Origin of the sequence: Litchfieldia salsa, from assembly GCF_900104555.1 — a bacterium.
GTDB lineage: Bacteria > Bacillota > Bacilli > Bacillales > Bacillaceae_L > Litchfieldia > Litchfieldia salsa.
This window is the reverse complement of sequence record NZ_FNJU01000015.1, coordinates 11,231-35,065: the sequence shown is the minus strand read 5'-3', so window position 1 is coordinate 35,065 and position 23,835 is coordinate 11,231. Positions and strand designations below refer to the sequence as shown.

The window sequence follows — 23,835 nt, the reverse complement described above, 5'->3', positions numbered from 1 at the left end:
TCGTAAGGTAAACTTAACACCTACTCGTTTTATTGTCAATTTCTATAACCTCAATTATGATTCATTAAAAAAGCCACTGATCCCTCAGCAGCTTCCCAATCCTTATACATATTTCCTAGTCACACTCTTCCCATCATACGTAAACACAACACTTTTATTCTCAATCATCGATTCCATATGAACAGGTCTTCCCCAAAGCTGGTGAAGGTATGGCATAACCTTCTCAAGGTATTTCAAATCAAGCTCAATTCCCTCATACCAATGCTTTAAGTAAAGCTCCCCGGTCTTCATATAGTCTCCATCATTTACGGTGATGTATGGGAATCCCCCATTAACACGCATGCTCACTAGCTGATCACGTACTCTCTCCCAGCCCTTATCTACAATTTTATAGTCACGACCTTGCTTTTGGAATTACATATCCTCACGCATGACTAAATCTTTCGTTAAATAGTTATTCGTTAAGCCTCATTTCCCCAGGTATAACTATCCTATAATCAAAGACTTCTGCTTCCCCATTTGTTTCTATAACTTTAACCTGCATCGCCATTGTCCCTGCAGCATGAAGGAGATTTCCGGTAATTTTAAAGACGTTATCTTTAACTTTAAATGCATTATAAGTCACATTATAGTTAGGTGGCATTGATAGAGTTACTTCTACCTTTTCAATATCCTTTGTACCAAATTCCATTGTTAAAACATTCAATCCAGGATACAGCGGTGAGAAGTTCACATTCAATTCTCTATCCTGATCTTGTTTAGATATTGGGTAAACCCCTTGTTCTGCAGCACTTGGTGTAGAAACCACTAGTAATGAAGCAAATAACAATATAAGTAAACCGTAAATCATTTCAACTCTTGACCTTCTTATAATCGTAGAGAAAGCTTTGCTTGTTAAACGTTTAATTGTTTTTCTTTGTAAATATCCGAGAATAATTACCATTAGCGTTAAAACACTTTTAATCAAAATGGCTTTTCCCCATTCGCTTTTGACAAAGCTACCAGTTGAGAAAGAAGGAATGTAACTATAAGTCATAAAAATACCGGTTGCAATTAATACCGTTGTGCTAATAAGTGCCCATCTTGAGTATTTAGGTATTACATCATTCAACCATTCTTTCATCTCTTCTTTTTTTGGAAGAGTGATTAATCCAAATAACCCACCAATCCAAATAGATGCTGCAAATAGATGAAGTGCGCTAACTAGGATCGTTAAGTAACCACCATAACGCGGATACGATGCATGTCCTGTTATAAATGGAATTAATAATAATGTTACTCCAAAGAAGAAAAGTCTTATTTTACTATAAATTAACCCAAAAGTGATTAATACAATTTGTAGGATAGGAATCCATACAAACTTGACTGATAAAAATTGTCTCAATGATAGGTTTTCTAATTCTTGTTTTTGCAAGATAAGAATAATTGCCTCTCCAATGATTACAACTAAAAGTAAGATAGAGGTAATCCTAAACCATTTTTTAGAATCACTTTGTCTAGCGATTATTGATACCAGAAAAGTTCCACCAAACAATAGTGAAATGCCTATAAACACCACCCAATATCCTAGTTGCTTTAGCCCCGCACTTTTAAACCAAAATGGGTTAGTTGGTTCACCCTTGTTTAATTGTTGGATTGGGGTAAATTCATCAACAGCAAAATAAAACACATCAAGGATATCCGGTTCGTTAATATCAGCTCCTACAGGATGGGCATACCAAGTTACTTGGTAAGTTCCTTTGGATAATTCCTCACCAATCTCAACAATGATGTGATTTGGATCTTCTGTATTAACCATGGGCTCTGATAAAAAAATGGGTTGTTGGAGGTTATCAAAAAGTCCAATAGCTGTTATTTCAGCTGGTTGATTAAACCAAAGATTAAGTTTTTGTGGAGATCCGGTTACAATCTCACCATCATCGGGTGAATACTTCACAATCTTTAATTTTTCTTCCTTTTTTTGTGTCGCTTTTTCTTTTATCACTTCAAAGCCTATTTTTTCTTGGATGACAAACCCATCTAATGCAATTACGTTAATATTTACTTTATATTTTCCAGAAGGAAGTTCCTCAGGAATACTTGTGATGATATGTGTTTTATCACCTGCATCTACATTAGTTTGATTTAGTTCTATTTTACTTCCGTTATTAGCTAGTAATGTTATAGAATCAGCATGTAAGACAACAGGGTCTTCAAACCAAAGCTCAATCGTCGAAGGACTCTCAGTTACCTTTTCTCTATCTACTGGGTGCGTTTTTTCCAAAGTTGAATGGGTATACCCAGTGGTGGTAGGAATAATGAAATGAAGGATAAAAAGAAACATTACTATATTTAAACTCTTTTTCAACAACAAAAAAACCTTCCTTCTAGTGTTCAATGATTTTGTGAAAACTTATAAAGGAACCTAACATAAATTCTAAAAAACTATGTAAACATATTGTTCACTATTATAACCCACAACCACATGACTTACCTGTAAAACTATAAATGAAAAGTTTGAAGAAAATATGGACGAGTAAACAAAAAAAGACAACCATCTTAGGTCGTCTGATTATGATGATACCTTTTGTTCTTTTTCACTTTTGTTTGAAATAGGGATTACATTGATGAAGGAGTTTGTTTAATAGACTTCATTTCTTCCATTAATTTACTATTTTGCTCCTGAAGATTTTGTATCTGTATTTGTAATGTTTTCATTTCATCAGAAGGTGTTAAAGATTGTTTTGTATGACCATCCTTTTTACCACTTGAAAACATTCCTTTCATACAAAACAACATCATTAAAGGGCATAATAGGTACAGTAACCATTCCAAGGGAATTTCCTCCTCTTTTTTGAGAAAAGACCTTCATTTATTATACAGAAGGTCCTTTGTTAACATGTTTATAAGGAAGTGTCTTTCACTTCTCCATCATTCGTTGATTCCATAAATTCTCCACAAACTTTCATCATTTCCTGTCCTTCTGGAGAATTCATAGCTTCCATCATTTTTGACATTCCATTCCCATTCATCATGTTCATCATTCCATCAGATTGCTCTGCATAAGTAAATTCACCTATTACAAGTAATGCTGCTAATGCAAAAGATGAAACAAATGCAATTTTCTTTTTCATTTTAGTAACACTCCTTTCAACTTAATACTGTTATTATAGGGATTAAATTTGAAGAAAATATGGAGATGCCCTACTTTTTTTAACTTTACTTGATTAATTTTAAATTCTTTCTTCTTAAATACCAGACAATCACACTACCTACTATTAATAAAATTGAAATTAACTGTGCCATTCTTAAAGTCTCCGTTAGCATGAGACTGTCGGTTCTCATCCCCTCTACAAAGAAACGTCCGACTGAGTACCAAATAATATAAGATAAAAATAGTTCACCTTGACGAAGATTTATTCTTCTTAGTAGAAGTAATATGATAAATCCGGTGAAATTCCAAATCGATTCATACAAAAATGTGGGGTGATAATATTGTCCCTCAATCAACATCTGATTGATCATGAAAGTTGGCATGTTTAAGTTCTCAAGAAATTCTCGTGTTACAGGTCCACCATAGGCTTCTTGATTCATGAAATTTCCCCACCTGCCGATTGCTTGCCCTAAAATTATACTAGGAGCTACTATATCAGCCAGTATCCAAAATGAGATTCCTCTTTTTTTCGCAAATACAATAGCAGTAATTGTCGCACCAATTAATGCTCCATGAATGGCAATTCCGCCTTGCCAAATAGCAATGATCTCACTTGGATTATTAGAGAAGTAGTCCCATTTAAACATGACATAATAAATTCTAGCGCATATTAAAGCAATAGGTATTGCCCACAACAACAAATCTGCAATTATATCTTTATCTAATCTTAAACGCTTTGCCTCTTTTGTAGCTAAAATATATCCTAAAGCAAGCCCTAAACCGATAATGATTCCATACCAATATACAGTAAAGGGTCCTATTTCAAATGCTATCCGATTAAGCGGTTGAATTGTTTCCATTTTTTCATCCCTCTCTCTTTTTCTAAAGTAATCATAAACTAAAATTATGGAGAAAGTATGGAATGTCGTCAGGAAATCACGTCCACAATTGTCAAACATGAAAAAAGTGGGAACGAAAAATACGATCCCACTTTTTTATTTTTTAATTTTTTAAAACCTTCATTTTTTCTTTATACTCTTCAGCATCAATCTCTCCACGAGCAAATCGTTCTTTTAATATTGATAGAGCATTATTTGCTTTATTTTCAAAGGGCTTCATAACAAGTAATAGAAACCCGTAAATCGCAAATCCAATCACGACAATATAAAATAACATGTTTAACATCATACCCATACGCATCATTACTACCACTCCCTATTCATGATTAGTTTGTTGCTGATTAATACCTATCCCTTTATCAGCTAATTGGACCCAGTTTTCTCCTAAATCCTCTGAAAGATAGATATCTTTTTCAAAAGTTGTAAATACAATTTGGCTTTCGTGATGAGGATTAACTGCGATATATCCAACTGCATTTTCTCCACTTAGAGCTGGGATTGAAATAACTGTTTCTTCCTTTGTATCTATATTAAATACTGATAAAGAAATCTCATTTGTATAACCTCCAGCTAATAAATCACCGTTTGGTGAAAAAGATACAGCTGTTGTTGGCGTATCCGCCATTTTTTCAAATGTTTGACCATAATTTTTCGAAACAAAAATTGCTTCACTTGTTCCTAAAGCCACGATATTTTCTTCTGTTGGGTGTACTGCTATTGATGAAATTTGCCCAGTTATCCCTTCCATCTCAGCTTTTGTCCAAGTTTTTGTATTATCTGTTGAGTAATGTAATCCTGTTTCATCCATTCTTGAATTCGGTTCTGGATTGATGACATAGATTGCATGAGAATTGTATCCAACAGCCATACCATGGAAATCAATTTCTTGATATAAATCTAATATCTCAAGGTTCTTACCCATATCTGTCGTTTTTACCACACCAAATGGATTTTTCAAGGAAGATCCAGGACCTGGGTGTCCACTACTGTAAAAACCATCATCAACCATTGAAAATCCCATGTAATCGTGTTGTTCTCCTTCTCCTTGTCCCCACTTTCCTTCTTTGTAAACCTTTAAACCATCATGTGCTGGTATATAAATTTCGGATCCATCATTTGTAATGCCTAAACCGTGAATATGCATAAACTCAACTGATTCATCATTGGGATTTTCACCTGAAGTAATTAAAAAACCACCTGTTATAAGTAAAGCAATCAGTGATAAAACAGAAGTCCATTGCCCTACTTTTAATAACTTGGAAAGTTTATCTTTCTTTTGACGCCCTTCTTGTTTTTTTACATTGATTCCTTTTAATTGCTTGTGAATCACAAATAAACTAACAAGTCCAATAAGCAATAATATAGCGAAAGTAACTGTTCCATACGTTAGAAATGTACTTGTTGCAACCTCTTGTTGATGTTCTTCTTCCGTCCCGTGAGCAAAAACGCCCATTGGGAGTGAAAGAATAGAAATTAGTAAAATTGAAAATATTCCCCTAAAATTCATATTTTTTTATCTCCTTTTCCTTTTCATTAATAGATAGATGACCCCAGCAATTAGAATTGGAAGTCCCATCCATAAGCAAATTTTAATAAATGTTTCAAAGTAGAAACTTAGATCCTCTTGGAAAAGCATCGACCCAGACATAGTCAGACATCCAATACCTACAGCAATCAAAACAACTGACAAAAGAATTTCAATTTTTCTCATCTTTACGTTATTCCCCCTTATAAATTGGGAATGTTAATTCAAAGCACGTTCCTTTCCCAACTTCACTTTTCACTTGTATGCTTCCATGTTGACGTGCAACAAGTTGTTTGACGATTGCTAAACCAAGTCCTGTCCCACCATGCTCTCTTGAGCGTGATTTTTCCACACGATAAAATCTTTCAAATAAATACGGAATATCGTCGCTAGGAATTCCAATTCCAGTATCTTCAATACTGACAATGACTTTGTCATTATCACTTGATAAAGAGATCATGATAGACCCTTGTTTCGTATAGCGAATGGCGTTTTCAATTAAATTAATAAGAATCTGCTCCATTCTTAACCCATCGGCATAGATACTCGGAATTTGATAAGTTGGACTAAATCCGATTGTTAACCCTTTTTGTTCAGCTTTTATTTTGGTTTTTGAAACGGCATTTTCAACCACTTCAATTAAATCAATTTCTTCAAACTGTAAACTCAGTCTACCTTCCTCTAATTTAGACAGTTCAAATAAATCGTTGACTAAACTAGACATTCGCTTAGCCTCTTGCTGGATAATCTGTAAATATTTATTTTTTTCTTCTTCTGTTTTATAAAGCTTATTTTCTATTACATTGGCATAGCCTTCTAAGTACGTAATAGGTGTTCGTAACTCATGTGAAATGTTTGCGAAAAACTCCCTACGGCTTGAACGGTAACGTTGTAATTCAAATGCTAGGTCATTAATCGCATTTGAAAGTGAACCAATCTCATCTTTTGAAGCAACTGAGACTCTTGTATTTAAATCACCTTTGGCAATCTTACGAGTCGCTTTCTCCATTTCAAGTAATGGATTGGATAGCTTTCTTGACACAATAAATGTAAATCCAATCGCTAAGAATATTGCGCCTGTACCAGCTAATATGATTGAATTTGTTATCATATCGATTGACTGGTACATTTCTTCAACAGAAGCTAATACAAAGATTCCACCAATAAATTGATCATCTAAAATGATTGGTTTTCCAACACTAAGATAACGTTTATCTGTTTGTTCATCGTACAGTTCGTTCTGAACCACAGAGTTATTAATAAATCTAGAAAGCTCATCCTCTTGAATTTCTAACCCTTTAGGTAAGCTCGGAAGTCCTGAGTTTGCAACAACAGTTCCTTGTTCATTTACAATGATAATTTCTTGATCGGTCATATCTGCAAGAACCTCAAACATTTGAAGGATATCTTGGTCTTCAACTGACGTGATTGTATTGGCATATCGATTCGATAAATCATTTAATTGATCTTGAACTTTATTGTAATAAAAGCCAGAAAATAGTTGGTTCATAATAAAACCAAGCGGAAGTAATATTATTAGGATAATCGTTAAGATACTTGCACCTAACTTTATGACAATACGATTCCATTTCATTTTATTTCCTCAGGAGCCTGGAATTTATATCCCTTTCCCCAAACCGTTTTAATCGGGTTAAAGGAAAGGTCGTTTTTTCTAAACTTTTCTCTTACATTTTTCACATGTGAATCGACTGTACGAATATCCAGCACATCATGAATTCCCCAAATGTGATCAAGGAGCATATCACGGCTAAAAATTGTTTTTGGATTTAATAAAAAAAGTTGAATCAAATCATACTCCTTTGGTGTCAACTCTAATAGTTGATCTCCAATAAAAACTTGTCTTTGATGTTGATCCATTTTTAAATCAGCGACCTCAATCATTCCCTCTGACTGTAGTGTTGAACCATTTGGAACAGAGGATCTTCTTATTAAGGCTTTTGATCTGACCAATAATTCATCCGGAATAAATGGTTTTACGAGATAATCATCTGCCCCAACATTAAACCCGCTAACTTTATCCTTGATATCGCCCCTTGCTGTTAACATAAGGATTGGGAGCTGACTTGTTTCTCTTATTTTTTTACAAACTTCCCAACCATCCAAGTCTGGCATCATTAAATCCAAAATAATTAAATCAACCACTTCATTTTTTAAATACTCCAAGGCTTCCCTACCACTTCCAGCCGTAACTATTTCAAAGTGAGAAGAAAGTTGAATAGTTAGTAATTGCCTCATATTCCATTCATCATCAACGATAAGAACTTTTTCTTTTTTCACTGATTTACAACTCCTGTTACGGATGTAGTAGACAATTCATCTTTTAATCGTTCTTTTTTTGCCCACTTAAAGAAAATATAACCAATCATTGTTCCATATACCAATTCTTGAACAACCTTCATAATGATTCCTCCCGTTTTCTGATCCTCTATTGGAGGAAGATATGAAAATAATTGTGGCGCACTGCTATAAACAGAGTAGAATGCCGTATCTGAAAAAATAATAAGAGCACAGGCAGGGGTCAGTAAGATTCCTGCAGCAAATATATAGCCAAGTTTTTGTAAATCCGATAAACGATCTAATTCTTTAACGATTGGAAGTAGTGGTATCCACATAAATATGGCTGTAACGGTTAATAGAAAATGTGTTAGATTGTGTAAAAGGTTATTTGAAACTACCGCATTAAACATGAGTGGAATATGATAAAACGAAAATAAAACATTAAACAGTAACAATGGTATCAACGGCTTTTTTACAAAGCTTAGTAGTTTGTACTTTAACCCAAAAGAGAAAATGGGTTCTGCTAGTCTATCTGGTAAACTTAATAAAAGTAATGGCGGTAAAACTAAATACACCAATGATTGTTCTAACATGTGAGCACTAAATAAATAATGATCACCCAGTACGTGTAAAGGGCTTCCTAAAGCTAGATAAAACACAAGAAGTGATAAAAAGAAAAAGTATAATTTCTTCAAACCTTGTTCTTTATAAAACCGAAAATGAAATAATCCATAAATGATGACTAACAACCCTGCTAAAAGATAATTCCACTCACTAGATAAAGCAATATTTTCTGAATGTTCCTCCACACCATTGTGAGCAAAAGTATGATTGATAAAACTAAATATTGAAATAAATGCCATTATAACTATAAATATAATCTTTTTCATAACAATCCTGCTTTCTTACAATCTTATTTTTACCACTTAAATTTGAAGAAAGTATGAAGAAGTTATATTGTCCAATAGGTAATTGTATCCAAAGTCCCTAAAATAACCATAATAACACCCGCTATCCTTTGAATCACCAAACCAACTTTTCTACCCTTTTTCAAAATTGCACCGCTTGCCCCATAATACCAAATTAAAAACAGCGCAAGAAACAACGGTAAAGATGTCCCAACAGCAAAAAGACTAGGTAAAACAACTCCATATGAAGTAGAAAGTACAATTGGCATTAATGTTATAAAAAATAAGACGAACATCGTCGGACAAAATCCTAATGAAAAACTTACACCCATTAAAAAAGAACCTAGTTTTCCTTTTTCAAAGAATTTCTTTGGAAGTTCTAGGATAGAAAATGTCCACTTCATTTTTATTATCCCTAACACAACTACCCCTACCAAAATAAACATAGGACCAATTATTTTTCTAAACCAAGGAAAAAATAATGTCATTTCAGCTTGAAACTCTCTCCCAAAAAACCACACTAATAACCCTAATCCGGAAAATACAACGACTTTGCCTAAAGTAAAAAGGATAACGTCATTCAAGGCGAGCCCCTTTTGTAGTGATTTATTCCCGTAAAGGGTGATAGCCCCAATATTCCCTGTAAACTGGCAAGGCGCCATAGCACCAACAATCCCTAATAAGAAAGCAAACAAAATTGGAATACTTTCAAAACTACGGGCAAGGTTTAAAAAAGGTTGGGTTAACAAATTACTAATTTGATTAAAAAATTCATACATTTCCAGGTCACCATTTCTTTTTGTTTCATAGGTTTATTTTATAGAAAAAGTTTGGAGAAAATATGGAGAAATAGGAAAAGCGCAAGGCGCCCTCCTATCGGCAACAGGCATAAGACGAGCCAGCTTGAAGGTTGCTTTTTAACCTTCTGGATGGATTGGCTTATGACCCCGAGCCGATGGCGCCTGGAGCTAGACACTAAAACTGAGTTCGAAATCTTATACTTTCTTAACCGTTAAAAAAAGGTCTACTTATTAGCAGACCTTTATATTGTTACACATGATTTGGCTTCCATCGACGTAAAAACAAAGTGTTTGTTACAACCGAAACAGAACTGAACGCCATTGCTGCACCAGCTAAAATTGGATTTAATAATCCAAAGGCTGCAACCGGAATTAATAAAACATTATAAGCAAATGCCCAGAACAAGTTTTGGCGAATCTTTCTCATCGTTGCCTTTGAGAGCTTAATCGTATCTACAATTCCCATTAAATCACCTTTCATTAAGGTAACATCGGCGGCTTCCATTGCTATATCTGTTCCAGTACCAATCGCAATTCCGATATTTGCTGCAACTAGTGCTGGAGCGTCATTGATTCCGTCTCCAACCATCGCAACAATTTTACCTTCATTTTTTAACTTTTCTACTTCTCTTGATTTATCCTCAGGAAGGACTTCAGCCAGAACATGGGTAATACCAACCTGATTTGCTATTGCTTGTGCTGTTCTTTTGTTGTCTCCTGTAATCATGATTACTTCTAATCCTAGTTCCATTAACTTTTCAACTGCTTTAGCAGACGTTTCCTTTACGGTGTCAGCAACAGCAATCAATCCTTTTAATTCATCATTGATGGCAACTAACATCGCTGTTTTACCCTGGTTCTCCAAGTTTTCCATTTGCTCTAATATGCTGTTAACTTTAATATCATTTTCGGTCATTAATTTCTTATTTCCAATTAATATCTTTCGGTCTCCAATATTAACTTCAATCCCATGTCCAGGAATTGCAGTAAATTGTTTAACTTCTTCGAGCTCTATACCTCTTACTCTAGCTCCATTCACAATCGCTTCACCTAATGGATGTTCAGATCCCTTTTCAGCGCTTGCTGCCAATTGAAGTAATTCATCTTCCTTCATATCACCAATGGAAATGATATCAGTTACTTCAGGCTCACCTTTTGTAATCGTTCCAGTTTTATCTAATACAATCGTTGTTAATCGGTGAGCACTTTCTAGATGCTCCGCACTCTTTATTAAAACTCCATTTTCTGCACCTTTACCGGTACCAACCATTACTGCTGTGGGAGTAGCTAAACCTAATGCACAAGGACAAGCAATAACTAATACTGCTACTGCACTGATTAAAGCTGGCGTAAAGCCTACAAAGAAGGCTGTAATTGCAAATGTAAGGGTAGCAATTACAATGACGATTGGAACAAATACCCCTGATATTTGATCAGCTAATCGTTGAATCGGTGCCTTCGATCCTTGCGCTTCTTCAACCAATTTAATGATTTGTGCGAGCGCCGTTTCTTTTCCTACTTTTGTTGCTTTAAATTTAAACGAACCATGTTTATTAATGGTTGCTCCTATAACTGTATCACCTATATCTTTTGAAACTGGCATACTTTCACCAGTTAACATCGACTCATCAACCGAACTACTTCCTTCTATGACTTCTCCATCAACAGGAATCTTTTCTCCCGCCCGGACGAATATAATATCTCCTTGTAAAACATCCTCCAAAGGAACATCCATTTCTTCGTTATTCCGTATGACTCGTGCTGTTTTTGCTTGTAGTCCCATTAACTTCTTAATTGCTTCCGATGTTTGCCCCTTCGCTCTTACCTCCATTAACTTACCAAGAACAATCAAGGTTATAATAATCGCCGAAGCCTCAAAGTATAATGGTCCATTACTTCCCATCACGGTTAAGACCAGACTATAAAAGTAAGCAGCGGACGTCCCTAACGCTACAAGAACAGCCATATTTGCACTTCCACCCCGAATGGCTTTATATGCATCTCTGTAAAAGTGTCCACCTACATAAAATTGAACAGGAGTAGCAAGTAAAAACTGTAGCCAAGGATGAATGTGAAATGAAAAAGGTAAATGTAAACCAAATGAGTGTGCAAAGTCGGAGAGCATCATAATTAAGAAGAAAGATGATAATACAGCTCCTATAATAAATTTACGTCGCTGCGTCTTATATTCACGTTCTTTTGCTTCCACGTTTTCGGTTTTTGACTCTTCTTCCAGTTTGGCTTCATATCCAGCTTTTTCTACAGCCTTTATTAACTGATCTGTTTTAGTCACATCTGGTAAATATTCAATCTTTGCTTTCTCATTTGCTAAATTCACATTAGCTTTGATTACGCCTTCAACCTTGTTCAGCCCCTTTTCCACACGATTTACACAAGCTGCGCATGTCATACCGGTAATTGGCATCGTGACTGTTTCTGTTTGGATACCATAACCTGATTTTTCAATAGCATTACTAATCTCATCAAGAGAGGTTTCATTTGAATTATATTGTATATTTACTTTTTCGTTTGCAAGATTCACATTTACTTCTAAAATTCCGTGTAATTTCGATATGTTTTTTTCGATCCTATTTACACAAGAAGCACACGTCATTCCCGTTACTTGGAGAGAAATATTCTTATTAATATCACTCATTTATCTCCTCTCCTTCCTTTTTTAGTGCTTGAATAATAGGACACTTGCTCGTAGGCGTCCCATCCGCCGGACAATCTCTCAATAAATCTTCCAATGTATTTTTTATTTGAATCAGGTCATTTATTTTTTCATTTACTTCTTTAATTTTTTCAGTTGTAAAATTTTTAACCGTAAGCGCATTATGTCCCCCTTCTGATATAAGCAATAATTCCTCAATTTCGTTCAACGTAAAACCTAATTCTTGCGCTCTCTTAATAAATTTAATCCGGTCAACTATGTCAGTTGAATAGATTCGATAACCCGATTCACTTCTTGGTGGTTCAGGAATTAGACCTCGCTTCTCATAGTATCTGACTGTTTCTAGATTTATATTTGACTGTTTTGCTACCTTACTTATTGTTAATCCTTCCATTTCAAATTCCCTCCTTACCAAGAGTATAAACCCTGTACCTTAATACAGAGTCAAATGGATTTCTAAAAGTTTTTAATAAGGATATTATTAATGATTTGAGTAAAACTAGTCAGTGAGAATTATAATTAGGTTATTGGAGGAGTAGAAATGTCAGTATTATCAACATCACCAAACATATTTGAAGCTTGTATCCAGGCTTGTATTAAATGTGTTCAGGCATGTGAAGAATGTTTTACAGCTTGTTTACAAGAACCAGATGTTCAAGCACGTGTAAATTGTATTAAAACACTAAACGATTGTGCAGAATCATGTCTTCAAGCAGTTGCGTTTATGTCCCGTAATAGTAATTTTGCCAAACAACATTGCAATATGTGTGCTGCAATTTGTGAAGCTTGTGCAACTGAATGTGAAAAATTTCAAGATACGCATTGTCAAGAATGTGCTCAGATTTGTAGACAATGTGCAGATGAATGCCGAAAGATGGCAGGATAGTGCTAAAAAAAATAGCCCTACTCGATCGATAAATGAGTAGGGCTATTTCTTAAGTTTTGTTAATATTCCGTCACGATTATTGGTGTCAATCGTTATTTTAGTTATTTATTCTTTTCTTTGATGTTTGGATTGTTGTTTTTTCAATATTATCTCCACTAAATTTTCCTTGTGAAAGAATGGTCTGAGTTTAACAACGATTGCTTTTTCATTCTCGTTTATATTCTTAGTTAATCGAACATTATGCTGCAGCAGCTTCCCAATCGTTAAACATATTTCCTAGTCACACTCTTCCCATCATACGTAAACACAACACCCTTGTTCTCAATCATCGATTCCATATGAACAGGTTCCCCAAAGCTGGTGAAGGTATGGCATAACCTTCTCAAGGTATTTCAAATCAAGCTCTTCCCTCATACCAATGCTTTAAGTAAAGCTCCCCTGTCTTCATATAGTCTCAATCATTTACGGTGATGTATGGGAATCCCCCATTAACACGCATGCTCACTAGCTGATCACGTACTTGTTCACAGCCTTTATCAACAATCTTATAGTCACGACCTTGCTTCTGGAATAAGTACATATCCTCGCGCATGACTAGATCTTTTGTTAAATAGTTCCGGATATTCCACTTCACGTACTTCAAACATTTTCTCTCGACCTGAACCTGGCTTTACACCCCGCTCGATCATTTCAGGTGTTGGGTTATCATAACGTTCCTCAATGTCCTCGAAAATCTTTAAGCCTAAGTAGTAAGGATTAATCTGAGTACGTGAAGGCTGAACAACTCCTGCATTCAGCTTCGCAAATTCAATCGCTTCACCAGACGTTAAGTCCATTTCACGTATGATTCGTTGATGCCAGAACGATGCCCAGCCTTCGTTTCGTAAAGATGTTCTTTTTACATGCTTTTAATACTATCTCTTCTAATCCTTTATAACATCTAGATAGCCCTCTTAGTTTATTTTGATTTTATACCTGCACCACAAAGAGGTATAATAATTTTTTCATCTTGTCCCTTTTCATATTTCAAGTACCCCGCATAGTTGACCGCAGATGTCACTTCAACATAAAAGCCTTTATCACTAAGTTTCTCCCGTGCACTTAGAATCTCATCTTCTTGAATATCAATAAATGTACCATTTGTTTCCTGTACAGCTTCTAAAATTTGTTTTGAACGTGCTGGAGCTGCAATGGCGATCCCTTCCGCTAAAGTACCTTCGTTCGTAATAGGTTTCGCTGTTACCTCACCATGTTTGTAGGCATTTACAAGAGGCGCACAATTTGCTGCTTGGATAGCAATAACTTTCGGCATTCTTTCTATTAATCCATTTTCCAATAACTCTTTAAAACCATAGTATGCACCAAGTAGAAGTGTACCGTTACCAACTGGAATAATTAATGTATCAGGAGCACCTTTTAATTGCTCAAAAACTTCATAGGCATATGTTTTCGTTCCTTCATAAAAGTATGGATTATACACATGACTTGCGTAAAATACATTTTCTTCTTCTACTGCTCTTTGGGCAGCAGCAGCAATGTCTTCTCGTGTACCACGAATTTCTTTAATCGTTGCACCATGAGCTTTGACTTGAGCAATTTTTTTCGGGGATGTTTCGTCGCTTAGATAAATATCACAGGCAATATTACAACGTGCTGCATAAGCTGCAATCGCAGTTCCTGCATTACCACTACTATCAGCAATGACCTTTGATACCCCTAATTCTTTAGCCTTCGTCATCAGTACAGCTGCTCCTCGATCTTTAAAGGATAGTGTGGGCATCATATAGTCAACTTTTACATACGTATTAGGCTCTAAAGGGTCAAGAACGATTAAAGGAGATTGGCCTTCTCCCATTGTCACGGATTCCCATATCTTTGAATCCTTTGCGAATGGCATGGTTTCATAATAGCGCCATAACGAGTTTGGATAGTTTCTCCAATCTGCAACATCAATTTTTGGGGTATCTTTTACAATATTTAATACTCCCCCACATTCACATTTCCATATAGTTGGTGTAATATCATGCTTATTCCCACAATTGTTACAAATAAATTGTTTCATCGTTAATCCCCCTTTAAATGACATTAACTATTTTTTACAAGATAGGAAAAAATAATTAAATATATACAATTGCATCAATAACAATTTGAAGCCAAAATGTTATTCATTAGTTCGTACAACGATACGTGCTGTTTTTTGTTCACTGGAAAATATTCTATAAACAGTTCTCTTAATATTGGAACTATTAAAGCTCTAATTTTCTATTAAATATTATTCGTAAATATTTAAAAGTTTTCCTTTTTCAAGTGATATAGCCTTTTCATATACAGCGACTGCAGCGGCTGTATCTTGAATCGCACTACCTGTAGTATCAAAAATGATAATTTCCTCAGAATTTGTTCGTCCTTCAATTTTACCAGAAACAATATCCCCAAATTCTCCATAAACATCCCCAGCAGACATTAGATTTGCCTCAATAGCATGATGAAGCTCTCCTACATGTGCACATTGTTCTAGAATGTCCACAACTAGTTTTCCACTTGCCAAAAGTTGTGGGTCAAGTTCTTGTTTATCTGGGCTGTCTGCACCAACTGCTGAAATGAAGGTCCCAGGGCGAACATACTCTTTATTCAGAAAGAATTTTTTTGCAGAAGTACAAGTAATAATAATATCGCTTTTAGGTGCAACATCGGCTAAATTATCAGTAGCCTCAATGTTCATTTTAAGCTCCTCTGACATTTCTTTCGAAAATGTTTCTATCTTGTTCTGATTAGTTCCCCATACGTATACTTGAGAGATAGAAGAAATGACATTCATAAGAGCCCTCAGCTGAACTCTCGCTTGGTTTCCACTGCCACAAATAGTGACTGTCGATGAGTTTGAACGGGCAAGATATTTTGCTGCCACTGCTGTTGTTGCAGCAGTACGCTTTGAGGTGATTTCAGTTGAGTCCATAATGGATAAGGGTCTTCCATTTGAACCATCAAACAGAATAATCAATCCGATAATGTTTGGTAAGCCAAATTTGGTACGATTTCCGAAAAATCCGCCATTTGCTTTCAGCGCAAAATACGTCTTGTCAAGTTTAAGTCCGCCACTCTTAATATGAAATTCTCCGTCTTCTACATCCGCGTGCATTAATCCTGGAGCTAGAGCTTTACCTTCAGACCTTTTTCTAAAAGCACTCTCCATTGCCGTTAAGTAATCATTAGATGATATCATGGAGGCAATTTCAGACCTGTTAAGAAGTAGAAGCTCAGTGTTTCCCATTGCATTTAAATCGATCATTGGTACTCATCCTTTGCATTATTAATTTTTGTGAATAAATTGATTCATCATTCCAAAACTATAAGAAATCTAATTATCGAAACAGTATACAATTTATTTACTGCAGTTTTGCCCGGCAGTCGATAGGGATTTCTTCAACAACTTCGCCTTTGGAGAGCAAGTAAGCTTTTTCATATAAATTACAAACCGGACAAATATGGTTTGGGATAATTTGTACTTTATCTCCAATATTTACTTGATTACGGAAATCTTCATTATAAATGATCGCATGTTCATCGAAAACACCGTGAATATAGACATCTTCAAATTCCTTTACACGGCCCAAACCATTTGTTGTTGTATGACCCTCATTTCTTGTTTGGGCTGTAATCCCTTTTGCCCCAACATCTGTAATCACCCGTTCATTAGTAGGTTTACTGATGATTGTTGTAAGGACCGATGCTGCACATCGCTCATATGTGCCAATAACGTTTGCCTGTGAGGAATCCATTAAAATATAGGTACCAGGCCTAATTTCAGTAACCCCGTTTGGTATCTCGAAATTAAGCATGAAAGGAGGAGTCGAACCAATACTTACTACTTCTGGTATAACTCCCATCTCTTCTGCTATTCTTGCAAAGTGCAAGGTTCGGTTTACACTTTCAAGATAAAGTTCTTTACATTCATTAATGTTTTCAGCTTTATAGGAATGCCCATCATGTGAAAAAATCCCTATAAGTTCAACATGTTTACAAGCCTTTACGTATTCTAATAATGTTCTGAAATCACTTTCTTCAATAATCCCTGAGCGTTGTTCCCCTACTTCAATTTCAATAAGAACCTTGGCTTTTTTCTCTGCTCCTTTGAATACTTCTTCAATTTCAGTGACTTGGTAAATATTATCTATACCAAACGAAATATCAATGGTCTCAGCTAATTTTCTAATTCGTTGAATTTTTGATTTTCCAACAATCTCATTGGCAATAAAGATGTTTTTCAAGCCGTTTTTAGCCATAACTTCAGCCTCACCGACTTTTGCTACTGTAATTCCAACTGCTCCTAATTCTTCTTGTAATCTAGCAAGCCTAGGCATTTTATGAGTTTTGGTATGTGGACGTAAATGTACTTTATGTTCATTAGCGTAATTTTGCATGAAGCGAAGATTATCCATCATTATTTCTCTATCAATTAAAAGTGCAGGTGTATCTAACTCAACATATTTCATTTTATCGGCTCCTTTTTATTTTTTGATAAGCTTGTGATAGTGAGTTTAATCATGGCTGCAATTGGCTAAGTAAGATTTAATAAACTTTTTTAGCAACTAATCGATGAGCGAAGTAGTAATCCGTTTAAGTTAATTGTAAATATCACAAAGGATGATATGACTATTCAACTCAAAAAAAAAAACTTATATATATTTTTAAATTGAAAACATATAAAAAAATATATAAAATTGAATTAAATCATTAGTATTTATCTAAAATTATATAAAAAATTATATAAAAGTCAACATAATATAGATGTTTGTATAAAAAATTATATAAATTTCGTGTTATAAATGATTCGAATTAATAGATATCATTTATAAAGAAGGGACCATCCTATGAACATCAATAATAAAGAGTTAAAAAAGTACATCCCAATCGCTAACTTAATCGCTAAGACCTTTGGACGGAATTGTGAGGTCGTCATTCATGACTTAACCGTTCCTCAAAACTCAGTGATTTACGCTGTTAATAATCATGTAACAGGAAGAAAAGTTGGACAGGCTTTCGATCACCTGGTGAAGCAAGTGCTGCTATCTAGTAAATTTGAGAACGATTATTTAGCAGGTTATAAAATACGTACCGACGATGGCAAGGAAATTAAATCATCTACTGCTTTAATTAGAGATTCGAACGAAAAAGTTATTGGGGCACTTTGTGTTAATTATAATTTGGAAAGCATGATTCATTTTAAGGAATTTTTAGATGATTTTATTGGTATTGGACAAGAAGAAAAAGAAACTGAAGAAGAAAATGCAGAACTTATGGAAAATGTAGTAGAAATCGCAGACGATTTAATAGATCGCATTATTGCCAATTACGGAACCGAAGAGTTAAAAAGAAAAGAAAAAATTAAATTAATAAAGTTTATGGATGAAAAAGGGATTTTTTTAATCAAGGGATCTGTAGATAAAGTGGCAGAAAAGCTTGGTATTTCAAAAGTTACCGTATACAGTTATTTAGATGAAATAAAAAAAAACAATTGATTAAGAAATGAAAAATACAGTTATTTATCTGATTTCCATTGTAGACAAAAGGAATTTGGAAATGTCCTTATTTCCAAATTCCTTTTAATTTTTTTTCCCTACTTAAACTATACTCCCTCGTATCTAAATTAATTCTTGCGCAAAGGCACAGAAAACCGAAGATACTTACTGCACAGTAAAGGTTCAAACACATATTAATGAAACTAACAATCTTAATTATTAGCGCTTTAATTGCTGAAGATTGTTATACAAATTAAGATCTCATTATCCAAAATCATCAATCCATTAAACCCTCATCTATGTATACTTCCATACCCTCTTCTTCCAGACATTCACCAAAAAATATAACTACTTTCCTATAGTCATGGTTGAGTATATTTAAATCTTGGTCAATTGTACTACGCAGTAAATGTTATTTTCAGAAGCATCTATTTACGTTCGAGGAAAGTAAAAACAACTGGCAAAGGTAAATAAAAGAAAGCGCGGTCTATGAATACGGCGCTTCCTTTCTTTGTAAGAATTTATGTTGGAAGATTTTCTTTTAACTTTTGTATCCCTGCGGCTACTTGTTTCGATATTTCCTCATAGTCTGTCTCCCCTTCAAAATACATCGGTCTCCCAAATATAACTCCTGCGTTCCCTCCCCATCTATTTCGCACCCCATATATGTAAGTAGGAACTACTGGTGCTTTGCTTTTTGAGACAATAAAGCCGATTCCTTTTTTCGGGTCTTGCATATCCTCGGTTTGGCTTCTGGACCCTTCGATAAACAAGGAAAAAATTTTTTTATCTTTTAATAGTTTTAATGTATGCTTTAACGATTTAATATCCGCTTTTTCTCTATTCACAGGGAATGCCCCCATTTCGGTAATGAGCCACGCAGCGAATTTATTTCGAAATAGGCTTTCCTTTGCCATAATATACATTTTCCTCGGGGTGTGTGTCCCAGCCAAGAGTGAGTCCCAGTTTGTCTGGTGATTCATCGCCAAAATAACCGCACCCTCTGGAATATTTTCGTTTCCTTTTATTGTTACGTTAAAACGAAAATGCAAAAACCAACGAACCAAACTACGTACTATTTTATAAACCAACTGATTCTCTCCCTTTTTCTTTAAAATATTTATGATTATATCTTTTTATGTTCATAAAATAGCATATATAATAACTTTTCACCATTGTTTTTGTCAATCTGTTAAAAACTTTCTCTTCCGCTTCCTGACTTAACTATTCATCCATTCACTCATACCGCCTGTCATATTTTTAATTTTAAACCCACGTTCTTGTAACCATTCACTAGCAAGTCCAGCACGATTGCCTGACGAAAAACGATCACTTCAAAAGTGATCGCCCTTAAAAAATATTGAACCGTAGATTTGTACTACGCAGTAATGACTTATTTCATCTCTCTAATTAAATGTAAATCTTTTATAACATTATAATTCGAATAAATGCATGACCCAAAATACCAAAGGAGGAATCATGATGGATGGTAGAAGATTTAAGGTATTACATTTCTTAATCCCTAAAATACTTAAACCTGATGCTATTATCAATATTCCGCCTATAATCGATACTTCGTTCAAAAGATCTTGATTAATATAATTTCCTATTAAAGTAGCAATTAAATAAATAGAACCTTGCCAAAAAAATAAAACAATTGCTGAAATAGCAATACCAATGCCAAATGTGGATGCTAAAACAATTGAAGTAATTCCATCCAACATCCCATTAGCAAGCAAATACGTATAATCCCTGTTTAACGCTGCCTCTATAGGACCTAAAATAGATAGAGTTCCAACACAAAATAACAGAATCGCAGTCGCTAACCCTTCGGCTAAGTTACCCTTTGAATATTTATTAACTAAGGCATTAAATTTTGCTTCTAAATCCAACCTTTGACCAAGTACTCCCCCTACAGCTAAACTGACAATAAATAGTACAGGATATTGGCTGGAAGGTAAGTGTTGTACTAGTGCATTAATACCTAACCCTAACGCAACTAACCCCATGGCCTGCATTAAAATGTTATGATACTCATCTTTTATCCCTTTTTTGAGAATACTGCCCACAATGCTACCGAGTAGTATCATTATTACATTGAATATCGTTCCAAACATAGTCATCTCTCCTATTAATATTTTTCCTATCTAAAAATATAGACCCTCCTGTAAGAGGAGGGTCAACAGTTTATTGGTATTTGTATTTCTGTCAGATAGTCTTCTTTACTGCGAGAGATATAATGGTCAATGATTGTTCTTTCAATGGAATCACCGCTCACTTCAAAACCGTTATCTCGAATGAACTTTAATAAGGATCTATAATGTTCTGGGGATTCGCTATGATTGCCGTTATAAAAAATGCAGGCATACATTCCTTCTGGAAGAGTTGCTACTAAAGGACCCTGAATATCATCTTCTTCGGCTAAGATAAATATCGAGTTATATTGAGTAAAGTTGTTGATTAGTAAATCATTCATACTTACAGTAAGACCTACTCCTCCAATGAAAATAGAAGAACTTCTTTTGGACTGGCTCTCTAGTCGCCTCAATGAAACTTCCAGCTCTGGTTCTGAACTAATTCTCTCCATTAATCTTACTATTTTTCTCTCTTCCTTTTCCTTTATAAATGGAATGCCCAATTCCTTTGATTCTCGCGCCAATTTAATGTCCTTGATTCGATTTTGAAACCTGTGGTTAATTCGTGTTAGTTCTTTAATTTTTTCTTCCGTTAAACGTTTTTGCTCCTCTAATAGATTTAAAAAACTGTCGATATCCCTGTGATCCAGATGTCCTTTAATTTCCTTTAAAGAAAAACCTAATTCCTTTAAATAATGGATTGTGTTCAAATGTTCGAATTGTTCTGTTGAATAATATCTATAACCGTTATTTACATCCGTATGTATAGGTTTTAATAAATCAATTTCATCATAATATCGAAGGGCTTTAATCGTGGTATTATGTAGTTTAGCCATTTCTCCAATTGAAAATTGATTCTTCAATTTAATCTTCCTTTTTAAAAGCATTTTATTAATACGATTATACTTGTTTGTGTGATGTTAATCTACCGCGCTTCTATGGTAAAAGTGCATTTCATAAAGTCAATTAAACTAGATGTTCCTAGCTACGCAGTATTTAGTCTACTAAGCATCTTCAACTTGCTTATTTCACATTACTGACCATTAGTTTAAGTGTAACCTTTCAAATAATCAGATTCATTAAAAAAAAGCCACTGATCCCTCAGCAGCTCCCCAATCCTTATACATACTTCCTAGTAACACTCTTCCCATCATACGTAAACACAACACTTTTATTCTCAATCATCGACTCCATATGAACAGGTCTACCCCAAAGTTGGTGAAGGTATGGCATGACCTTCTCAAGGTATTTTAAATCAAGCTCGATGCCCTCATACCAATGCTTTAAGTAAAGCTCTCCTGTTTTCATATAGTCTCCGTCATTGACTGTGATATATGGAAACCCTCCATTAACACGCATGCTCACTAGCTGATCACGTACTTGCTCCCAGCCCTTATCTACAATTTTATAGTCACGACCTTGCTTTTGGAATAAGTACATATCCTCACGCATCACTAAATCTTTTGTTAAGTAGTTACGAATAAACGAGATATCTGATTCAACTTCACGTACCTCAAACATCTTCTCTCGACCAGATCCTGGTTTCACACCCCGCTCAATCATATCAGCTGTTGGATTATCATAACGTTCCTCAATGTCTTCGAAGATTTTCAAACCTAAATAGTAAGGGTTAATCTGTGTACGTGATGGCTGAACAACACCTGCATTTAACTTTGCAAATTCAATCGCTTCATCTGACGTTAAGTCCATTTCACGTATGATTCGTTGGTGCCAGAACGATGCCCAGCCTTCGTTCATGATTTTTGTTTCCAACTGTGGCCAGAAATAGAGCATTTCTTCTCGCATCATAGTTAGAACGTCACGCTGCCAATCTTCAAGTTCACGACTATATTCTTCAATAAATAACAGGATATCTTTTTCAGGTTGTGGAGGTAGCTTTTTCTTCTTCTTTGTTTTTTTTGGCTTAGGCTGGTTTCTTGAATCTAAAGACCATAGGTCATCATATGGAGAATCTGATTTCGATTGTTCATTATCTTCCTCTTCTTCAAGATCATCCAGACTCCATGCTAGCTTTGGTCGCATTAAAGAGGGATCAATATGTTCTTGGATGGCAAGGACTGCATCTAGAAATGACTCAACTTCAGCTGTACCATATAGATGTTCATAATGCTTTACTCGTTCTGCAGTTGCTGCCATACTTTCAACCATATCTCGTTTCGTATTACTAAAACGGTAATTATTCTTAAAGAAATCACAATGGGCTAGTACATGAGCTACGATTAGCTTATTTTGAATTAGAGAATTTGAGTCTAATAAAAACGCATAGCACGGGTCAGAGTTAATAACGAGTTCATAAATTTTACTCAATCCAAGATCATACTGAAGTTTCATTCGGTGAAATTGTTTCCCAAAACTCCAATGTGAAAAACGGGTGGGCATCCCATAAGCACCAAAAGTATAGATAATATCTGCTGGGCAAATCTCATATCTCATTGGATAGTAATCAAGACCAAAGCCATCTGCAATTTCAGTAATTTCATCGATCGCATACTCAAGTGCCTTACGCTCTTCCTCTCTCACTTTTGAATCTCCTCCTTCTTATCCTTATAACACTTTATGAACAAACCATCAAAATGATGTGAGAGGATTGTATGATCATGACATTTTCTTTTAATTAAGACTCCTAGAGTAGACACCCAAACAGATTTTGATTTAAATATTCTTAAATGGTTAAATGAATATGATTATATTCGTTTAACAAGAATTGTGATCATAGGTAGTTATATAAATCCGGACAAAAGTGATTACTCTCAAGTAGCCTTGTGGATAGCCTTAATGACATACAAAAACTGAATAACTTTGAATTAACTATTCCCATCCGATGACAGAACAGATCGGACTCGCTTGCATTTATATTCACAATTACGTCTGAAGTCAGGCCAGGTTCAGACTCAGGTTGCATTCACTAGCACGGTTCCTGTCCGAAGCTTGACAAGGTTCTGACTCAGATTGCATTCACTAGCACGGTTCCTGTCCGAAGCTTGACCAGGTTCAGACTCGGTTGCATTCACTAGCAAGATTCCTGTCCGAAGCTTGA

General features: G+C 35.1%; 22 protein-coding genes and 2 pseudogenes. 2 read left to right on the top strand and 22 right to left on the bottom strand.

Annotation, left to right across the window (positions count from 1 at the left end; translation table 11 throughout):
• Nucleotides 1-102 precede the first annotated feature (102 nt).
• The 14 genes and pseudogenes from BLQ56_RS20000 to BLQ56_RS19935 form a co-directional block, all read right to left on the bottom strand.
• Nucleotides 103-456: pseudogene (locus BLQ56_RS20000) on the bottom strand (stage V sporulation protein R); the annotation flags it as partial.
• On the bottom strand, nucleotides 455-2,323 hold the full coding sequence (locus BLQ56_RS19995) for a copper resistance protein CopC (RefSeq protein WP_139163128.1): 1,869 nt from the start codon (nucleotides 2,321-2,323) through the stop codon (nucleotides 455-457). The pseudogene BLQ56_RS20000 and the gene BLQ56_RS19995, both read right to left, overlap by 2 nt.
• Nucleotides 2,324-2,598: 275 nt before the next feature.
• On the bottom strand, nucleotides 2,599-2,814 hold the full coding sequence (locus BLQ56_RS19990; protein WP_090858761.1) for a DUF2933 domain-containing protein: 216 nt from the start codon (nucleotides 2,812-2,814) through the stop codon (nucleotides 2,599-2,601).
• A 68-nt stretch (nucleotides 2,815-2,882) separates the two neighbouring features.
• Nucleotides 2,883-3,113, bottom strand: a complete 231-nt coding sequence (locus BLQ56_RS19985) for a hypothetical protein (protein ID WP_090858758.1) — start codon at nucleotides 3,111-3,113, stop codon at nucleotides 2,883-2,885.
• Nucleotides 3,114-3,198: 85 nt separating this feature from the next.
• Nucleotides 3,199-3,993 carry a prolipoprotein diacylglyceryl transferase gene (lgt, locus tag BLQ56_RS19980; protein WP_090858754.1) on the bottom strand — a complete coding sequence of 265 codons (795 nt, stop codon included), beginning with the start codon at nucleotides 3,991-3,993 and terminating at the stop codon, nucleotides 3,199-3,201.
• Between the two features lie 142 nt (nucleotides 3,994-4,135).
• Nucleotides 4,136-4,336 carry an SHOCT domain-containing protein gene (locus BLQ56_RS19975; protein ID WP_090858751.1) on the bottom strand — a complete coding sequence of 67 codons (201 nt, stop codon included), beginning with the start codon at nucleotides 4,334-4,336 and terminating at the stop codon, nucleotides 4,136-4,138.
• A gap of 12 nt (nucleotides 4,337-4,348) precedes the next feature.
• On the bottom strand, nucleotides 4,349-5,539 hold the full coding sequence (locus BLQ56_RS19970) for a F510_1955 family glycosylhydrolase (protein ID WP_090858748.1): 1,191 nt from the start codon (nucleotides 5,537-5,539) through the stop codon (nucleotides 4,349-4,351).
• 6 nt (nucleotides 5,540-5,545) lie between these two features.
• Nucleotides 5,546-5,743 carry a hypothetical protein gene (locus BLQ56_RS19965; RefSeq protein WP_090858746.1) on the bottom strand — a complete coding sequence of 66 codons (198 nt, stop codon included), beginning with the start codon at nucleotides 5,741-5,743 and terminating at the stop codon, nucleotides 5,546-5,548.
• A gap of 7 nt (nucleotides 5,744-5,750) precedes the next feature.
• Nucleotides 5,751-7,151: a sensor histidine kinase gene (locus BLQ56_RS19960; RefSeq protein ID WP_090858743.1), complete on the bottom strand. Its 1,401-nt coding sequence runs from the start codon at nucleotides 7,149-7,151 to the stop codon at nucleotides 5,751-5,753.
• The gene (locus BLQ56_RS19955) at nucleotides 7,148-7,855 is read right to left on the bottom strand and encodes a response regulator transcription factor (RefSeq protein WP_090858740.1); all 708 of its coding nucleotides are present in this window, start codon (nucleotides 7,853-7,855) and stop codon (nucleotides 7,148-7,150) included. The genes BLQ56_RS19960 and BLQ56_RS19955 overlap by 4 nt, the downstream gene beginning before the upstream one ends.
• The gene (locus tag BLQ56_RS19950) at nucleotides 7,852-8,745 is read right to left on the bottom strand and encodes a cytochrome c oxidase assembly protein (protein WP_090858737.1); all 894 of its coding nucleotides are present in this window, start codon (nucleotides 8,743-8,745) and stop codon (nucleotides 7,852-7,854) included. The genes BLQ56_RS19955 and BLQ56_RS19950 overlap by 4 nt, the downstream gene beginning before the upstream one ends.
• Nucleotides 8,746-8,807: 62 nt before the next feature.
• On the bottom strand, nucleotides 8,808-9,542 hold the full coding sequence (locus tag BLQ56_RS19945) for an urease accessory protein UreH domain-containing protein (protein WP_090858734.1): 735 nt from the start codon (nucleotides 9,540-9,542) through the stop codon (nucleotides 8,808-8,810).
• Nucleotides 9,543-9,813: 271 nt separating this feature from the next.
• On the bottom strand, nucleotides 9,814-12,219 hold the full coding sequence (locus BLQ56_RS19940; protein WP_090858731.1) for a heavy metal translocating P-type ATPase: 2,406 nt from the start codon (nucleotides 12,217-12,219) through the stop codon (nucleotides 9,814-9,816).
• Nucleotides 12,212-12,631 (bottom strand): MerR family transcriptional regulator, encoded by a 420-nt coding sequence (locus tag BLQ56_RS19935; RefSeq protein WP_090858728.1) that lies wholly within the window; start codon nucleotides 12,629-12,631, stop codon nucleotides 12,212-12,214. Before BLQ56_RS19935 ends, BLQ56_RS19940 begins: the two co-directional genes overlap by 8 nt.
• Nucleotides 12,632-12,778: 147 nt before the next feature.
• Here BLQ56_RS19935 and BLQ56_RS19930 point away from each other — a divergent pair, with 147 nt between their 5' ends.
• Nucleotides 12,779-13,123: a four-helix bundle copper-binding protein gene (locus tag BLQ56_RS19930; RefSeq protein WP_090858725.1), complete on the top strand. Its 345-nt coding sequence runs from the start codon at nucleotides 12,779-12,781 to the stop codon at nucleotides 13,121-13,123.
• 263 nt (nucleotides 13,124-13,386) lie between these two features.
• Here BLQ56_RS19930 and BLQ56_RS19925 read toward each other — a convergent pair.
• From BLQ56_RS19925 to BLQ56_RS19910, 4 genes and pseudogenes are all read right to left on the bottom strand, one after another.
• Nucleotides 13,387-14,016, bottom strand: a pseudogene (locus BLQ56_RS19925) (SpoVR family protein); the annotation flags it as partial.
• A 65-nt stretch (nucleotides 14,017-14,081) separates the two neighbouring features.
• On the bottom strand, nucleotides 14,082-15,185 hold the full coding sequence (locus BLQ56_RS19920) for a threonine synthase (protein WP_090858722.1): 1,104 nt from the start codon (nucleotides 15,183-15,185) through the stop codon (nucleotides 14,082-14,084).
• A gap of 210 nt (nucleotides 15,186-15,395) precedes the next feature.
• Nucleotides 15,396-16,412: an ornithine cyclodeaminase family protein gene (locus BLQ56_RS19915; RefSeq protein ID WP_090858719.1), complete on the bottom strand. Its 1,017-nt coding sequence runs from the start codon at nucleotides 16,410-16,412 to the stop codon at nucleotides 15,396-15,398.
• 97 nt (nucleotides 16,413-16,509) lie between these two features.
• Nucleotides 16,510-17,616, bottom strand: a complete 1,107-nt coding sequence (locus BLQ56_RS19910) for a D-TA family PLP-dependent enzyme (protein WP_090858716.1) — start codon at nucleotides 17,614-17,616, stop codon at nucleotides 16,510-16,512.
• 378 nt (nucleotides 17,617-17,994) lie between these two features.
• Between BLQ56_RS19910 and BLQ56_RS19905 the strand changes: the two genes are divergently transcribed.
• Nucleotides 17,995-18,642, top strand: a complete 648-nt coding sequence (locus BLQ56_RS19905) for a helix-turn-helix transcriptional regulator (protein ID WP_090858713.1) — start codon at nucleotides 17,995-17,997, stop codon at nucleotides 18,640-18,642.
• Nucleotides 18,643-19,163: 521 nt separating this feature from the next.
• Here BLQ56_RS19905 and BLQ56_RS19900 read toward each other — a convergent pair.
• From BLQ56_RS19900 to BLQ56_RS19885, 4 genes are all read right to left on the bottom strand, one after another.
• The gene (locus tag BLQ56_RS19900) at nucleotides 19,164-19,733 is read right to left on the bottom strand and encodes a lysophospholipid acyltransferase family protein (RefSeq protein WP_090858710.1); all 570 of its coding nucleotides are present in this window, start codon (nucleotides 19,731-19,733) and stop codon (nucleotides 19,164-19,166) included.
• A 342-nt stretch (nucleotides 19,734-20,075) separates the two neighbouring features.
• Nucleotides 20,076-20,759 carry a DUF554 domain-containing protein gene (locus BLQ56_RS19895; protein WP_090858707.1) on the bottom strand — a complete coding sequence of 228 codons (684 nt, stop codon included), beginning with the start codon at nucleotides 20,757-20,759 and terminating at the stop codon, nucleotides 20,076-20,078.
• A gap of 62 nt (nucleotides 20,760-20,821) precedes the next feature.
• Entirely contained in the window at nucleotides 20,822-21,640 is an 819-nt protein-coding gene (locus BLQ56_RS19890; protein ID WP_090858704.1) for a MerR family transcriptional regulator, read from the bottom strand.
• 256 nt (nucleotides 21,641-21,896) lie between these two features.
• Nucleotides 21,897-23,318, bottom strand: a complete 1,422-nt coding sequence (locus BLQ56_RS19885) for a SpoVR family protein (RefSeq protein ID WP_090858702.1) — start codon at nucleotides 23,316-23,318, stop codon at nucleotides 21,897-21,899.
• Between the last annotated feature and the right edge of the window lie 517 nt (nucleotides 23,319-23,835).